We start from the raw sequence: 15,966 nt of genomic DNA, 5'->3' as shown, positions 1-15,966 counted from the left end.
GGTGCTGGCCGAACTTGCCCTGAGGCTGGTGACGCCGGCTGGCCGGATGACGCGGCGCCTCGGCCTGAAGGCCGAGAGCATCGCGCTCTGGTCACGCTATTTCGCGCCTAGATCGCCGTTGATGCCTGTTGCAAGCGCTTCGTTCAGCGGCGCGCCATCCGTCCAGCAATGCCGCACGATCGCGATCCGCCCTGAATCGATCAGCGCATTCTCGTCCCCGGGCTGGCTGCTATAGGAGCGGCCGCGCCTGATCCGCCAGATGATCTTGTCCGGGGTTTCCTCGACCAGATCGGCTGCACCTGCGATCTTGTCGCGACCGATGCGCGCGAGGCCGACCTCCGCCGGCAGCTCCTTCGGCAGGTTGACGCTGAGCCAGGCGCCGTCGCGTGACCACTGCGTCCGCCTTGCCCAGAGGCTCTCGATGAGAGCGGCAAGCGCCGCGATGTCGGTTTCCCCAGAGCCGCCGCCCTTCGCGCGCGAGAGCCCGATCGCCGGAATGCCCCAGAAGCAGGCTTCGCGGGCGATCGAGAGCGTGCCGGAATAGGCGGCATCCTCCCCGGCATTGCGGCCGTCATTGACGCCGGAGAGCACCAGATCGGGCTTCTGGCCGTCGCGGAACAGCACGCTCATGGCGCCGACCACGCAATCGGCGGGGGTGCCGGAAAGGGAGTAGACCTGAGGCTCGCGCCGGCTCAGCACCAGATCGCGATCGAAGGAGAGATGGTGGCTAGCGGCGGTCCATTTCCGCTCGGGCGCGACGACCCAGATGTCGGACCAGAGCCGGGCGGCGGCGAGCCGAAGGAGGGCAAGACCGGGAGCATCGATGCCATCGTCGTTGGCGAGCAGGATCCGCATGGTTTTTCTCGTTTCAGACTTCGATGACATCGCCGGGGCGGATTTCAGGGTTCAGCCTCGCGATTACCGGGGCCAGCGCGCGCGCCGTCGCGATGTCGCAGGAATGGGCGAGTATGACGGCAGCGCCGCTGGTGGCGGCGAGCGCGGCGTTCTCCGGCAGTGTCGGATGCGTCGGGAAACGCAGCCATTGCGCCTGACCCGAGGCCAACATGGTCGCGGCCGGGCTGCCCTTGGGGAGGTGGCCGGTCAGGAGGACGGGGTGCCCGGCGGCACTGGCCTGTGTGAGTGCGGCCTGCGAGGGGCCCGACAGGCCCATGCCATCATGGCACAGCAAGGCGGCGGCGGGCAGCGCCATGCCTTCCTGCCAGAGTTCGGCCCTGGCGAGCCGGCTTGCAAGTATCTCGGCCATGCCGGGCGCTAGCCAGTCCGTCGCGGCGATCTGCTGCGCCAGCGGCTCGCGCATCGACGGGTGGATGGCGATCGGGGTCTCGATCAGCGCGATCAGTTCGATGGAGCGGCCGGTCAGCGGCGTGGGTAATACGGCGCCCTGCGGATGGGCCTGCAGCCAGCGCGCCACAGCGCGGCCGCGTTCGACGGCGGGGATGCGATCCTCGCCATAGGAGGCATCGACGAGGAAGAGATCGCAGGGCGGCATCGGGTCCATGGCGAAGACGGGGCTGGCGGGAACAACGTCGCCGCAATAGCCGAGGCTGCGCCCGCCTGCCGACAGGTGGCACCAGACTCCGCCGACGACATGGCCGCTGCGGCCTGTCCTCACAGCCAGCGGACCGATCTCGAAGTGCCGGCCGGGTTCGATGATCTCGACCGGTCCGTTGCGGGCGAGCGCGCATTCTTCCGGCGTTGCGTAGGCGGCGAGCGTCGCGGCGGTTTCGGCTGCCGCCTCTGCCGTCATCAGGATGCGGCCGGAAAAGCCGTTGGCAAGGCACCAGCCGAGCGCGCCGACATGGTCCTCATGGGCGTGCGTCACGATGATGGCGTCGGTCGCCACCAGCATGTCGGGAGCGATCGCCGGGTAATAGGCTGGCCCGCGCGGAGAGCTGGTGTCCACGCCGACATCCAGCAGCAGGCGCGTCGAGCCATGTTCGACGCCGATGCAGGTGCGGCCCTTCTCGCCGACGCCGCCGTGAATCCGAAGCCTCATGCCGCCAGATCCGCAACGGTCTCAGCCGGAATGACCCAACCATCCGATATGGCGAGCGTGATCGTGCCGCCGGGTTCAGCCGGCGTGGGTTCGGGCACATCGAGATGCAGGAGCATGTTCGGGTTCGCGACGGGGCGGGCCTCCATCCGGAAGAAGCCACCTTGATACGACAGGCGTTCGACATGGGCGGCGATGCCGGTGCCGTTGGCTGCGGCGATGCCTATATCGCGGGCGCGCAAGCAGATTTTTGCGTTGTCGCCAGCGGTCTGATCCGGACGACAGCGCACAACCGCCTCGACGCCGAGCACGCGCACCTTGCAGCGCCCGGCATCAGGCCCCGAGAGCACGGTTGCCGGCAGCACCATGCCATCGCCGATGAAGCCTGCGACCGTGGCATTGGCCGGCTCGCGATACAGCATCGAGGGGGTGGCGAGCTGGAGCAGCCGGCCGCGATCCATCACGGCGATACGGTCTGCCAGCGCCATCGCCTCGGCCTGATCATGGGTGATGTAGACCATGGTCGTGCCGGTGCGCTCGTGAAAGCGGGAGAACTCCTCCTCCATCGAGGCGCGCAGATGGACGTCGAGATTGGCGAGCGGCTCGTCGAGCAGCACCAGGGAGGGCTCGGTGACGAGGCAGCGCGCCAGCGCCACGCGCTGGCGCTGGCCGCCCGAGAGCAGGCCGGGCCGCCTGTCGGCGAAGCCGGAGAGGCCGACGAGGTCCAGCGCCGCAGCGACGCGCCTGGCGCGCTCAGGGTCGCGCACGCCGGCGACCGTGAGGCCATAGGCGACATTCTCGGCCACACTCATATGCGGCCAGAGCGCATAGGACTGGAAGACAATGCCGATCTTGCGATGCTCGGGCGGGACATGCTGCGTATCCGACGAGACCAGCCTGTCGCCGATGGTGATCGAGCCGCCGTCGAGCTTGTCGAAGCCGGCGATCTGGCGCAGCAGCGTGGTCTTGCCGCAGCCGGATGCACCGAGCACGGCGACGAACTCGCCGTCCTCTACCGCCAGCGAAACCTCGTCCAGTGCCGTATAGGTGCCGAAGCGCTTCTGCGCCCGGTCGATCGTCAGTCGCGCCACGGCAGCACTCCCTGTGGCAGTTTATGGGCGAAGGTCAGCGTCGAGAGCATCAGCCCGACGGTGACCAGGACGGTGACGGCGGCAAGCGCCGAGGCATAGGTGGAATCGCCGCCCTGCTCGAAGGAGAAGACGACGACGCCGAGCGTCTCGGCGCCCGACGACCACAGCAAAGCCGAGACGGTGAGCTCGTTGAAGGCGGTCAGGAAGATCAGCAGAGCGCCCGCGACCGCAGCCGGTGCCACTAGCGGGAAGATGATGGTCACGAGCCGGCGCGGCAGGCCGGCGCCGGCGATCTGCGCGGCTTCTTCCAGCGTGCGATCGAGCTGGAGATAGCCGCTGACGATCGGGCGCAATCCGAGCACCAGGAAGCGCGCCAGATAGGCGAAGAGGATGATCCAGACGGTGTTGTAGAGCGACCAGCCCAGAAGCGGCAGGGGCTTCAGGAACAGCAGGATTGCGGCGATGGCGAGCACCACGCCGGGCATGGCGTAAGGCAGTTCGGCTGCGACATTCAGCAGGCGCAGCAGCCGCGATTTCTTCCAGACGATGAAATAGGCAAGCGGGATGCAGATCAGCACGATCACGATCGCAGCGGTCGCCGACATCAGGAAGCTGTTGAGGAAGGCGCGTTTCGACGCGGCGTGCTCGAACAGGACATAGGCGTAATTGCCGAAGGTCGCTGTCCTGGCATTCAGCGGCACGCCGAAGGCGGGGATCAGCGAGGTCGTCAGCAGGCCGAGGAAGGGCAGGGCCAGGACGAGGACGGCGAAGGTCCAGAGCGCGATCTCGACCGGTTTGCGCCAGCGCCCGAGCTCGAAGGGGCGGGCCGCGCTCGAGGTCGTGGTGATCCGGAAGTCGCGGCGGCGCAGCATGAAATCCTGAAGCAGGATTCCGGCCATGGCGATGACGCCGATCAGCAGCGAGAGGATCGCCACCTCCGAGAGCACGCCGGGGCCCAGCCCCGCGAGGCGCTGATAGACCAGTGTTGGAAGCACGACGAAATTGCCGGGGATGCCGAGGAAGGCTGGAATGCCGAAATTGCCGAGGCAGGAGACGAAGCAGAGCGCAATCCCTGCGACCAGCGGCGGCGTCATCAGCGGCAGGACGACAGTGCGCAGCACCGTGAGGGGGCTCGCGCCGGCGGCAAGTCCGGCCTCGATCAGCTCCTTCGGCAAGGCACGCAATCCGGCACGCAGGGTCAGGAAGACCAGCGGCGCGTATTGCAGGCCAAGCAGCAGGATGATGCCTTCGCGTGAATAGAGCGGGTTGCGGCTGCCGAGCCCAGGCGCCATGCCGATCAGCTTGAGCAGTGTGCTCGATGGGCCAAACAGCTGCAGCCAGGCGAGCGCTGTGACCTGCGGCGCGATCATCAGCGGCAGAACGAAGCAGAAGGTGAAAGCGTTGCGGGCGCGGATGTCGGTCAGCGAGGTGACGAGCGCCACCACGCCGCCGATCAGCACAGCCAGCAGCGTGCCGGCGATGGCCGTGACGAGGCTGTTGACCGTCGCCGTCCAGGTTGCCGGGCTGGCGAAGACCTTGGCGAGCGAGGAGGTCGAGAGCTGGCCGCCGGGGGCCAGACCCTCGACCACCAGCCGCCCGATCGGCAGCAGCGACAGGAGCGCGACGAGGATGACGAGGCTCCAGAGAAGGCCCGTCTCCTCGATCCGCGTCCGCGTCGTGGAGGCATCCGCGAACGACATGCAGCCTGCTCAGTTGCCGAACATGGTGGCGAAGCGGCTCTTGTCGGCTTCCGTCGCCTTGACCACGGCGGCGATATCCGAGGCCATGACGTTGATCTTGGTGCCGGCGGGCAACCATGAGGGCGAGCCGACGCTGGGCTTGGCCGGGATGTAGCCCATGGCGAGCGCAAGCTTCTGCCCGTCATCCGACAGGATGAAGTCGACGAAGGCCTTCGACGCGGCTTCGTTCTTGTTGGTGTTCAGGATCGCCACCGGCTCGGTGACAGCGGGCGCGCCCTCTGTGGGGAAGATGAAGTCGATCGGCGATCCCTGCGCCTTGGCGTTGTAGGCCATGAAGTCGACGAGCACGCCATAGGTCTTCTCGCCGGTTGCAACCGCGCGCAGCACCGCGCCGTTGCCGCGCACGGCGACGGCCTCGTTGGCCTTGAGCTGCTCGAACAGCTTCCAGCCGAGATCGGGCCTCGCGGTCATCGTCGACAGCATGATCGCGGCGGCGCCCGAATAAAGCGGGCTCGGCATCGAGATCTGCCCCTTGAGGTCGGGTTTACCGAGGTCGTTCCACGAGGTCGGCCGGGTCTTTGCGCCGGTATTGACGGCGATGCCGGTGGTGATCAGCTTGGAGCCGAAATAGGTCTTGTCGGCATCGAAGGAACCGGGCTGGAGGCCTTCGACCTTGGCGCCTGGATAGGCGAGCAGGCGGTTGTCCTTCTTGAGGATCTCCATGCTGGCGGCATCGGCGATCAGGAGCACATCGGCGCGCGGCTGGCCGGCCGAGATTTCGGCTGCGAGCTTGCCCATGACCTCGGTGGTGCCGGAGCGAAAGATTTCCACCTCGACATTGGGATAGGCCTTCTTGAAGGCGGCCGTGGTCTGGGCGGCGTCCTTCTCGGGCTGCGAGGTGTAGAGCACCAGCTTCCCGGAGGGAGCCTGGGCAAGAGCGGGGCTGCTCGCGATCAGGGCGCCGAATGCGGCGGCGAGGACGAAATTGCGTCTGGTCGTGGTCATAAGAGGTCTCCTCCGTTGGCTTCGTCGTCCTTTGCGCCGGGCGGCGTCGGACGATCTTAGTCAGTGGTTGTCGCGGTCTATCGATAAGCGGCGGCGGCGGCCTTCAGGCAAGCGTCGCCATCTTTAATCACAGCAGAACCTCCGGGCTCTCCAGCGCTTCGCGCAGATCGGCCATGAAACGCGCGGCGGTGACGCCGTCGACGATGCGATGGTCAGAGGACAGGGTGAAGTTCGCCATCGGCCGCAGCACGATCTGCCCGTCGCGTCCCACCGGCTTGTCGACGGTGCGTCCAATCGCCAGGATCGCGCTTTGCGGCGGGTTGATGATCGCGGTGAAGCTGTCGACGCCGTACATGCCGAGATTGGAGATGGTGAAGCTGCCGCCGCCAAGTTCGGCCGGCGTCAGGCTGCGTTTGACGACGCCTTCGCGCAGCCTAGCGAATTCGCGCGTCATCGCCAGCATGTCCATGCTGCCGGCATCGCGCAATACGGGCACGACGAGATCGCCCTCGCGCTCCATCGCCACACCGATATCGATGCGCTCATGCAGCCGCGTTGCCTCGCCCTCGGCCGACGCGTTGAGCAGAGGATGGTCACGAAGTACGCGGGCAACCACCCGGGCGATCAGCACGGTCAGGCTCGGCTTGGGGGCAGCCAGGCGCTCATGCCTGACAGATAGCCGGCGCAGCAGATCGCGAGCCGCGCTCATTTCGATCTCCGAGGTGAGATAGAAATGCGGCGCGCTGCGCATGCTCTCCGAGAGCCGGCTCGCGACGATGCGGCGGATCGCGGAGAAGGGTTTCAGCGTGCCTGCGGATTGGCTGCGATCTTTGTCTTTCAAGCCCTCATCCTGAGGAGCCATTTCGCCAGAAATGGCGTCTCGAAGGATGTTCGTCGAGGCTCGAGAGCCATTCTGACCATCCTTCGAGACGGCCCTGTGGGCCTCCTCAGGATGAGGGCTCGTTTGAACGGTCGAATTCTGATGAGCCCCGCGAAGGACGAGGGCCGCGGTGACGTCGCTTTCGCTGATCCGCCCGCGTGGCCCCGTGCCTGTGATCGTCTTGATGTCGATGCCGTTCTGGCGCGCGACGCGGCGGGCGAGCGGTGTGGCCCGCAGGCCGGCCGGGGCGGCAGCGACAACGGGCTCAACGGCAGTCGAGGCCGGGGCGGGTTCGACCTGTCCCGACACGGGCATAGCGACAGGGAGGAGATCTGCGCCGGCGATGACTCCATCGGTCGCCTCGCCGTCGACATAGATCCAGGCCACCGGCGTGCCGACGGTGATCGCCACGCCGGTTTCCGCGCGAATTCGTCGAATCGCGCCTGTCGCGGGCGCTTCGACCTCCATCACGGCCTTGTTGGTGCCGATCTCGAAGATCGTGTCGCCCTTGCGGACCAGGTCGCCTTCCTTGACATGCCAGGCTTCGATCGTGCCCGACTCCATGTCCATGTCGACCTTGGGGAGGATGACCTCGACCGGCATCAGGCCTCTCCGCGACGGACAAGGTTCTGCGCGGCGGTGACGATGTCGTCCTCCTGCGGCACGGCAGCCTTTTCCAGAACCGGGTTGTAAGGGATCGGCGCATCCGCCCCGCCCAGCCGAATGATCGGCGCGTCCAGGAAGTCGAAGACCTCGCTCTCGGCGATCATGGCGGAGATTTCGGCGCCGATGCCCATGATCTTGACGCCCTCATAGACCACCATCAGCCGGTGGGTCTTGCGCACGCTCTCGGCGATGGTGGTGAAGTCGATCGGGCGCAGCGAGCGCAGGTCGATAACCTCCGCCGAGATGCCGTCCGCAGCCAGCCGCTCGGCCGCGGCCTGCGCCTTCAGCGCCATGATCGAGGAACCGACGATGGTGATGTCTGTGCCCTCCCGGCGGATCGCGGCCTTGCCGATCGGGACGCGATAGGGCTCCTCGGGCACATGGCCCTTGGTCTTGTAGAGCAGCTTGTGCTCGAAAATCAGGACCGGGTTGGGGTCGTCGATCGCTGCCAGCAACATGCCCTTGGCGTCATGCGGCGTGCTCGGCTGCAGCACCTTCAGGCCCGGAACATGGGCGAACCATGCCTCCAGGCTCTGGCTGTGCTGGGCGGCCGCGCCTGTTCCCGAGCCGCCGGGAAGGCGCACGACCATCGGCACGCTGGCCTTGCCGCCGAACATGAAGCGGATCTTCGCGGCCTGGTTGACCAGTTGCTCCATGGCGAGCGTGACGAAATCGGAGAACTGGATCTCCAGCACCGGGCGCATGCCAGTGATCGCGGCACCGACAGCCGCGCCGGCAATGCCGAGCTCGCTGATCGGTGTGTCGATGACGCGGTCCTTGCCGAAGCGATGCACGAGGTCGCCGGAGACGCCGAAGGCGCCGCCATAGACGCCGACATCCTCGCCGAACAGGAAGACGCGCTCATCGGCTTCCATCGCCTGGGCCAGCGCCTCGCGCGCAGCCTCGGCATAGGTCAGTTCGCGCAATTGCACGGGCGGCTCGATCAACTCAGAGCGCATAGACGTCACGGGTCAGGTCTTTCGGATCGGGGTCCGGGCAGGTGCGGGCGAATTCGACGGCGGCGTCGATCTCGCGCTGCGCATCTTCTTCCAGCGACATCAGTTCGGCGGCGCCGAAGCGGTCATGCACCTGCAATTCGGCTTCCAACCGGCGGATCGGGTCCTGGCCGCGCCAGTCCTCGATCTCCTCCTTGGTCCGGTAGAGATTGCGGTCGCTTTTGGAGTGGCCGCGCAGGCGATAGGTCTTGCACTCGATCAGCGACGGACCGCCTCCCGAACGCGCCCTGGCGATCGCCTCGTTCGCGACGGCCGCGACGCCCGCGAGATCATTGCCGTCGATGCAATGGCCGGGCATGGCGTAGGCGCTGGCGCGGTCGGCCACATTGGCCACTGCCATGGCCCGCGAAATGTCCATCGACATGCCGTATTTGTTGTTCTCGCAGACGAAGACGACCGGCAGCTTCCAGATCGAGGCCATGTTCAGCGCCTCGTGGAAGGCGCCTTCATTGGAGGCGCCGTCACCGAAGAAGACCATGCAGACCCGGCCGTTCTTCTGGGCCTTGATGCTCATGCCGACGCCGACCGCAATGGGCAGCCCGCCGCCGACGATGCCGTTGGCGCCGAGATTGCCGCCCTCGACATCCGCGATATGCATCGAGCCGCCGCGACCCTTGCAGTAGCCGGTTTCCTTGCCGAAGAACTCGGCGAACATCAGCTTCGGCTCGGCGCCGCGCGCGATGCAGTGGCCATGGCCGCGATGGGTCGAGAGGATGTAGTCGTGCGCCTCGAGCGGCAGGGTCGTGCCGACCGCGCTCGCCTCCTGGCCGATCGAGAGATGCATCGTGCCGTGGATCAGGCCGCGCATATAGCTCGCCTCGGCGGCCTCCTCGAATTTGCGGATCAGATGCATGCGGGTCAGGGCGGCGCTCAGGGTCGCATCGTCGAGCGCTGCGAGCTCCGGCCTCTGATTGGGGCGCGTCGCCGTATCGGTCATGGCTGTCTTTCCTGCGGTCACGCCGATGCTCCCTGTCCGAGCGCGGCGATCATCGCCTCCTGTGCGCGGCGGACTTCGACGATCTTCAGGCGCTCGTCGGGTGCGGCGTCGGCTAGCGTGATCAATTCGCCCTTGCGGACGGGACGCGTCATGGTCGCGCCCTGGGCGAGGCCGATCGGCAGGGCCTTGCGCGCCAGGGAATCCACGCGCGACAGGGCAAAGCCGCGATAGCCGTATTCACCGATGGCATCGAGCGTCTCGCCGACGGCAAGGTCGCGCTTGGCGACGCAGCCGACCTCTGCGGTGGGAACCGGAAGCGGGCGCATATGGCTCTGGCCGAACAGCACTGCGGCCGCCGCCGAAAGCGGCACTTCCAGGCTGGTGAGGTGGTAGGGCCGGAAGAAGGAATAGTAGGGGCCGGGGCCGAGATGCAGATCGCTCATCCGCTCGCGGACGCGGGGATGGCGCATCTCGGCGATGACGAAAACGCCCGGCGCGACACCCTTCGCCACGGAAAAATCGACCACGCCCTTGTTCGAGAGCAGGCCGCCTTCTTCTTTCGGACAGAAATAGTCCTGCAATTCGGCGCGTGGCGCGGCGGGGCCGTGCATGCCCGGGATGTCGGGCACGAAGCCGCAGGCATTGGCGATCGCGACCATCTCGACCATGGTTTTCGAGCCGTCGACGAACTCGACCAGCATGCGCGGGTTCATGTTCCGCCGGGTGGCCTCCTCGACATAGTCGGCCGGCACGGCGTCGATGCGGAAGGGATTGTTCTTGCCCTTGCCGGCGGCCACGACCGGGTAGCCCATGGCACGGACGAAGTTGATCAGCTCCATCGCGGCGGCCGGCTCGTCGCCGGCGCCCAGCGTATAGACAACGCCGGCCTTGGCGGCCTCGACCGCGAGATAGGAGCCGATCGTGATGTCGGCCTCGACATTCATCATCACGATATGCTTGCGGGCGGCGATGGCGGTCAGCGCCACGCGCGAGCCGGCCTCGGGATTGCCGGTTGCATCGATGATCACGTCGATGGCGGGCGAGCGGCAGATCAGGTCGAGTGAGTTCGTCGCGGCGATGCGGCCCCTGCGCCCGGCCGCTTCAAGCCCGGCATTGTCCGAGACGATGTCGACCTCCTGGCCAGCGAGCGCGGCGGCCTGCGAGACCCGGTCCGGCGCGATGTCGGCAACGGCTGCGATCTCGATGCCCTGCATCTGCGCGACCTGCACGACGATGTCGGTACCCATCTGGCCGGCGCCGATCAGCCCGACGCGAACCGGCTTGCCGGTCTTCTGGCGATGCTCCAGCGCTTCGGCCAGCGACAGGCCGGCGGCAATGGGGGCGCCTGTCGGGGACGGCGAGTGAATAGCGGCCATCGTCAATGCGTCTCCATCCCGGAGTCTTCTGGTACATATGTGCTTTGAATGGCACAAAAGGTCATTGCCTTGCTCTTGTCAAGACGTCACAGTTCGCGAAGAGATTGCGGGGCGGACTCGCTGCGGCGATGGTTCGCGATATGGGCGATCGACCAGCCGGCAAGGATGCAATGGTGACGGCAGAGGACATCCGGCTGGGGCAGGGCAGCGAACCGGTGGCCGACGCGAAGGTCCGCGCGGCCTGGCTCTATTATGTCGAGGGGCTGACCCAGGAACAGATCGCCGAGGCGCTGGGCCTGAGCCGGATCAAGGTGATCCGGACGCTGGCTGCCGCGCGAGCCGAAGGCATCGTCAAGATCCGGATCGACGCACGCTCCGCAAGCCAGGTGGGGTTGGAGCGCGGGCTCGTGACCGCCTTGGGGCTGCGCGAGGCCGTGGTCGTGCCCACGGCGCGCGATGCGGCCAGCATTTCCGCCCTGGTGGGCTATGCGGCCGGCCTGTGGCTGTCCGACATGCTGCGAGACAACATGTCGCTCGCGGTGGGCTGGGGGCAGACGCTGCATCTGGCGTTGCGCGGCATGCAGCCCCGCCAGATCGAAGCGATGTCGGTCGTGTCCCTGCTCGGCGGATTGACCCATTCGCGCAGTATCAATCCCTCTGCCGTGGCGCGGCGCGTCGCCGATATGTTCGGCGCGGAATGTTTCCAGCTCACCGCACCCGTCTTCGTCTCCAGCGTCGAGGTGCGCGACGCCTTGTGGCGCGAGCCGACCCTGCGCGACCTGCTCGGGCGGGCGCGCGCTGCCGATGTGGCGTTGCTCAGCGTCGGCGATCTCGTGCAGGATTCGACGCTGTTTCGCGAGGGCCTACTGCCGCAGTCGGATCTCGCCTCGCTGAAGGCTGCAGGCGCGGTCGGCGACCTCCTGTGCCATTTCATCGATGCCGAGGGGAGGCCGGTGGACCATCCCGTGAACAGGCGTATCATGGCGGTCAGTCCGTCGGAGCTTGCCGGCATCGGGCTGGTCGCGATCGCGGCCGGCGGCGCCAACAAGGCCCCGGCCATCCGCGCGGCCTTGCGCGCGAGCGCAGCAAAGGTGCTAATCACCGATGAGAGCGCCGCAGAAGCGCTGCTGTCTCGCATGGGCGGTCAGGAATAGCCGACACGCTCGCGCGTCGACATTAAGTGGAGGAGAATGAGAATGGCCAGCAATCTTGAACAATTCGCGCGGAACTCGCTGGAGTTCCGGCCGTCGGACGTCAGGCTGATGCTCGAGCGCGTGCATTCGCACATCGTCAAGCCGCGCATGTCGGCGGAAGAGTTGCGGAAGGTCGTGACGGGCTTGGGATTCGCCAGCGTCGAGGCTTTCGGAGACCAGATCGGGCTTGAGCGGCGAACCTCGGAAAGCTGGTCGCGCTACGGTCTCTCGCGGGATGCGGCGCAGCTGCTGCTGGCGCTGCTGAACTATCGCACCCGCCTCGTCGATGCGATGGACGATTTCGAGAAGACGACGCAGATCCCGCTCGACGGGTTCTTCGAGAACCAGCAGCTTCCCTGATCTTCTGCGGTAACGGCAGATAGGGACTACAGGCTTGGCCTGAAGCACGCGGTCATCCCGGACGCAGCGAAGCGAAGATCCGGGATCCATCGTAGAGCCAAATCCGGCGACAAATTTGGGCCTCCGATGGATCCCGGATCGGCGCGGCTTCGCCGCTTGTCCGGGATGACGGCGCGAATTCGATCGGAGATAGCGCCCTGTCGCGATCCGATGCGCCCTACCGGCAGAAGCCGGCGCAGCCCGCTTCCCAGAACGGCTTTCCAGCTTCGACCGGCGGCACGGAAGGGCGCTCCTTGCGTCCCGGCAGATCGGCGGGGACCGGCTTCACCAGATCCCACCAGCCATGCGCGCATTGCGAGCGCCAGGCCATCTGGTCGGAGATCGAGGTGCCTTCCTTGGCTAGGACGGCATCAAGCGCCTCGCAGGACCGGCGCAGAACGGCGTCGTGATCGTCGGATGCATCGTTGGCATAGTCGTGGAAGGCCTCGGTGAAGGCGTCCATCTCGCGGGCGATATGGGGCCAGTCGGCTCGGCCAAGATTCCAGGCGTCCATCCACTCCCTGACGACGGTCTCGACGGCTTCGGCCTTCGGCCTGTCCTTCACCTTGCGCGCGGTGGTCAGCATATGGCGCATCAGTTCGGCCCGCGCGTGAGTATGGCGGGCGGCAAGGGCAGCCTCTCGCATGCGATCGATAGCCTGGCCGGCTTCCTGCTGAAGCTCTTCGACGAAATGGGGCATGGGGTGTCCTTGGGCGGCTTGCGAGAGCGTCACGGCAGCGTGGCGAGGCGTTCCGTCATGCGCTCGAACAGCTCGTGGGCCTGCACGGTGGCGATGACATGGGCGTTGGCCAGCTGCTTCAGGCGGCCGTTCCAGTCGATGGTGGTGCGGCCCCGCAGGGCGCCGGCAGCGGTCTCGATCTCGACGAAACAGTCGCGCCCGTCGAACAGCTCCGGCCAGAGCAGGAAGGCGATGACGCAGGGGTCGTGCATCGGGTGGCCGGCCGTTCCAAGCCCGCCCGGGCGGGGGCGGGTCAACATGCCGTGGATCGCGCGCCCACTGGCCGTCCCGAGTGTGGCGAAGCGCGCAATCTGCTCGTGGCTCGCAATGGCCTGATGCGTGACCCCCAGCCCCATCATGACGATGGGGCGCCCGCATCCGAAGACGACCGCGGCGGCGTGGGGGTCGACATGAATATTGAACTCGGCCGCCGGCGTCATGTTGCCCAGGCCGAGCGCGCCGCCCATCAGGACGATGCGGCGGATTTTCGGAAGAATGTCGGGCGCGAGCCGGAACGCAAGCGCGAGGTTGGTAAGGGGGCCGAGTGGGCAGAGCGCGACGCCGTCATCGGGCGCCGCGCGTAGCGTCGCGATGATGGCCTCGACGGCATGGCCGGGCGCGGCCTCGCCTCGCGGCGGCGGTAAATCCGCTCCGGCCAGTCCGTCGGGACCGCAGACGAATTCGGCGGTCCCCAGCGGGAACAGCAGCGGACCGTCCGCGCCGCGATGCACGGCTATATCGCTGCGTCCGGCGAGTTCGCAGATGCGCAAAGCATTCGCCGTGGTTTGCGCGACCGGGACATTGCCGGAGACAGTGGTGATGCAACGCAGATCGAGCCTGTCGCTTGCGGCGAAGGCGAGCAGCAATGCGACAGCGTCATCCTGCCCCGGATCGGTATCGATGATGATGGATTCGCGCATATCGCCGTTCTCTCGCGCCGCCGGCTCAGGCTGCACGGGCATTGCCGCTCATGATCAGATGGGTGAGGTCGTCGGCGGAGAGGCCGTGGATAGGGCGGTCGACATATTTCCGGCCGGCGCCCATGATCACGACGCGATCGGCCAGCGCCACGACATCGCGCATGTTGTGACTGATCAGGATCACGGTGCGGCGGTCCGCCTTGAGCTTGCGGATGAGATCGAGGACGAGCGCGGTCTCCTTGACGCCGAGCGCTGCCGTCGGCTCGTCCATGATGATGATCTCGGCGTTCCAGCGCAGCGCCCGCGAGATCGCCACAGCCTGACGCTGACCACCCGAAAGACGCTCGACCGGCCGGGTCATGTCGGTCACCGAGACGGAAAGCTGCGAGAGGAAGCGCTGCGATTCCGCGATCATGCGCTTCTTGTCGATCACGCGCAGGAAGGGCAGCAGCACAGGCCTGGTCAGTTCCGAGCCCATGAAAACATTCTGCGCGATGGAAAGGCGCGGGGCCAGCGCAAGGTCCTGGTAGATCGTCGCGACGCCGTGCTCCAGCGCATCATGCGGCGAGGCGAAGCTGACCGGCTTGCCACGCATCGCAAGCGAGCCTGCTGTCGGCTCCTCCGCGCCGGAGATGACCTTGATGAGGCTCGACTTGCCGGCACCGTTATCGCCGCAGATCGCGACGACCTCGCCGGGAAAGATGTCGAGATCGACCTCACTGACGGCGACAACCGCGCCGTAGCTCTTGCCGATGCCGCGGAGCGAGAGGATGGGTGTGGGCTTGGTCATGGATAGATGATCCGTGTGCGTCCTTTGCAATCAAGCGCGCCGTCATCCCGGACGCAGCGAAGCGAAGATCCGGGGTCCATCGTAGAGCCAAATCCGGCGACAAATTTGGGCCTCCGATGGATCCCGGATCGGCGCGGCTTCGCCGCTTGTCCGGGATGACGGCGTGGAGAGGGCAAAGATCTCACTTCAGGAACTTCTCGACATTCGTCTTGTCGACCAGCACGGCTTCGGTGAAGAGATAGGGGCCGCTGGCGACAGTTTCCTTCGGCTTTTTCTCGACGACGATGGTCTGGATCGCGTCGACCGCCTGTTTGCCCATCTCCTCGAAGGGGATCGAGACGGTCGCGATGAAGGTCGAGGCCGGGTCGGCGATGCGGGCATAGGTCTCCTTGCCGCCATCGACCGAGATCAGCGGGATCTGGCCCTTCTTGATCCCCTGTGCCTGCAAGAGGTCGTCGATGATATAGGCCTGCCCGTCGAAGGAGGCCCAGATGCCGTTGATCTTGCCCTGGTTCTGCAGGAGCAGCGCCTGCATGCCGGCGCGGACGTCGTCGCGCCAGCTCTGGGTGCGAGCCATCGAGAACTTGCCGAGTTCCTTGACCGCCTGGTTCTCGGCCAGCACCGCATCGAGCAGCCTGCCGCGAATGCGCGAGGCGACGTTCAGGTCGAAGCGGGCGGTGACGATGTTGCCCTGATAGCCGAGCTGGCCGAGCAGATAGAGCGCCGCTTCCGCGCCGACCTTGTATTCATTGGTCTGGATGTCGAAGAGCGCGTGCGGGCTGGAGCCCGACTGCACGGTGATGACGGGAATGCCGGCATCCTTGGCGGCCTTGAACTGGGCGTCGGCCTCGACCGGCTTGCCCATGGCGATGATGATCGCATCGACCTTCTTGGCGATGAGAGCGTCGAACTGCTCGGCATGCTTGGGCAGCGCGCCCTCCGAGTTCAGCAGTGTCACGCCCCAGCCCTTGGCCTTGGCGGCGGCGGCGGCGGCATTGGCGACGCGCGCATGCGTCTCCGATGAGAACTGGAAGCCGATGACGCCGATCTCGAAGGCCTGGGCCGACTGGCCCATGACGAGAAGGCCGGCCGCCAACGCTATGGATTTTAGAATGTGCATGAACATTTCCCCTCTTGCTTGCTGACATCGTGCCGGCTCACGCTCAGCCCTCATCCTGAGGAGCGCCGCAGGTGCGTCTCGAAGGATGCTCCAGGAGGCTCGCGAACCATCTGGACCATC

15 protein-coding genes are annotated in these 15,966 nt (G+C 66.4%); 2 read left to right on the top strand and 13 right to left on the bottom strand.

The annotated features are described in order from the left end of the window. Positions 1–96: 96 nt before the first annotated feature. The 9 genes from C4S73_RS12480 to C4S73_RS12440 all read right to left on the bottom strand — a co-directional run bounded on the left by C4S73_RS12480 (position 97) and on the right by C4S73_RS12440 (position 10,685). Positions 97–855, bottom strand: coding sequence for a 5'/3'-nucleotidase SurE (locus tag C4S73_RS12480; RefSeq protein WP_103872809.1), 759 nt, complete (start codon positions 853–855; stop codon positions 97–99). Positions 856–868: 13 nt separating this feature from the next. Next, positions 869–2,017, bottom strand: coding sequence for an MBL fold metallo-hydrolase (locus C4S73_RS12475; protein ID WP_103872808.1), 1,149 nt, complete (start codon positions 2,015–2,017; stop codon positions 869–871). After that, positions 2,014–3,105: an ABC transporter ATP-binding protein gene (locus C4S73_RS12470; RefSeq protein ID WP_103872807.1), complete on the bottom strand. Its 1,092-nt coding sequence runs from the start codon at positions 3,103–3,105 to the stop codon at positions 2,014–2,016. Before C4S73_RS12470 ends, C4S73_RS12475 begins: the two co-directional genes overlap by 4 nt. Continuing rightward, positions 3,093–4,805, bottom strand: a complete 1,713-nt coding sequence (locus C4S73_RS12465; RefSeq protein ID WP_103872806.1) for an ABC transporter permease — start codon at positions 4,803–4,805, stop codon at positions 3,093–3,095. The genes C4S73_RS12470 and C4S73_RS12465 overlap by 13 nt, the downstream gene beginning before the upstream one ends. Positions 4,806–4,814: 9 nt before the next feature. Further along, positions 4,815–5,810, bottom strand: coding sequence for an ABC transporter substrate-binding protein (locus C4S73_RS12460; RefSeq protein ID WP_103872805.1), 996 nt, complete (start codon positions 5,808–5,810; stop codon positions 4,815–4,817). A gap of 127 nt (positions 5,811–5,937) precedes the next feature. Then, the gene (locus C4S73_RS12455; protein WP_103872804.1) at positions 5,938–7,293 is read right to left on the bottom strand and encodes a dihydrolipoamide acetyltransferase family protein; all 1,356 of its coding nucleotides are present in this window, start codon (positions 7,291–7,293) and stop codon (positions 5,938–5,940) included. Continuing rightward, positions 7,293–8,315: an alpha-ketoacid dehydrogenase subunit beta gene (locus C4S73_RS12450; RefSeq protein WP_103872803.1), complete on the bottom strand. Its 1,023-nt coding sequence runs from the start codon at positions 8,313–8,315 to the stop codon at positions 7,293–7,295. The genes C4S73_RS12455 and C4S73_RS12450 overlap by 1 nt, the downstream gene beginning before the upstream one ends. Then, positions 8,305–9,309, bottom strand: coding sequence for a thiamine pyrophosphate-dependent dehydrogenase E1 component subunit alpha (locus tag C4S73_RS12445; RefSeq protein WP_103872802.1), 1,005 nt, complete (start codon positions 9,307–9,309; stop codon positions 8,305–8,307). Before C4S73_RS12445 ends, C4S73_RS12450 begins: the two co-directional genes overlap by 11 nt. 17 nt (positions 9,310–9,326) lie before the next feature. Continuing rightward, positions 9,327–10,685, bottom strand: a complete 1,359-nt coding sequence (locus C4S73_RS12440; protein WP_103872801.1) for an NAD(P)H-dependent oxidoreductase — start codon at positions 10,683–10,685, stop codon at positions 9,327–9,329. A gap of 128 nt (positions 10,686–10,813) precedes the next feature. Between C4S73_RS12440 and C4S73_RS12435 the strand changes: the two genes are divergently transcribed. Both C4S73_RS12435 and C4S73_RS12430 read left to right on the top strand, forming a co-directional pair. After that, a complete protein-coding gene (locus C4S73_RS12435) occupies positions 10,814–11,839 on the top strand; it encodes a sugar-binding transcriptional regulator (RefSeq protein WP_244595574.1) in 1,026 nt (341 codons plus the stop codon). Positions 11,840–11,881: 42 nt separating this feature from the next. Continuing rightward, on the top strand, positions 11,882–12,238 hold the full coding sequence (locus tag C4S73_RS12430) for a hypothetical protein (protein WP_103872800.1): 357 nt from the start codon (positions 11,882–11,884) through the stop codon (positions 12,236–12,238). A 217-nt stretch (positions 12,239–12,455) separates the two neighbouring features. Here C4S73_RS12430 and C4S73_RS12425 read toward each other — a convergent pair whose 3' ends face one another. The 4 genes from C4S73_RS12425 to C4S73_RS12410 all read right to left on the bottom strand — a co-directional run bounded on the left by C4S73_RS12425 (position 12,456) and on the right by C4S73_RS12410 (position 15,846). Further along, positions 12,456–12,977, bottom strand: coding sequence for a hypothetical protein (locus C4S73_RS12425; RefSeq protein ID WP_103872799.1), 522 nt, complete (start codon positions 12,975–12,977; stop codon positions 12,456–12,458). 29 nt (positions 12,978–13,006) lie between these two features. Further along, positions 13,007–13,936, bottom strand: a complete 930-nt coding sequence (locus C4S73_RS12420; protein ID WP_160115752.1) for a nucleoside hydrolase — start codon at positions 13,934–13,936, stop codon at positions 13,007–13,009. Between the two features lie 25 nt (positions 13,937–13,961). Beyond that, positions 13,962–14,726: an ATP-binding cassette domain-containing protein gene (locus C4S73_RS12415; RefSeq protein WP_103872797.1), complete on the bottom strand. Its 765-nt coding sequence runs from the start codon at positions 14,724–14,726 to the stop codon at positions 13,962–13,964. 181 nt (positions 14,727–14,907) lie between these two features. Further along, positions 14,908–15,846, bottom strand: a complete 939-nt coding sequence (locus C4S73_RS12410) for a sugar ABC transporter substrate-binding protein (RefSeq protein ID WP_200827994.1) — start codon at positions 15,844–15,846, stop codon at positions 14,908–14,910. Positions 15,847–15,966 lie beyond the last annotated feature (120 nt).

Source organism: Allobosea lathyri, assembly GCF_900108245.1.
Classification (GTDB): domain Bacteria; phylum Pseudomonadota; class Alphaproteobacteria; order Rhizobiales; family Beijerinckiaceae; genus Allobosea; species Allobosea lathyri.
The sequence above is the reverse complement of the archived record's forward strand: the minus strand, read 5'-3'. Positions and strand labels throughout refer to the sequence as shown.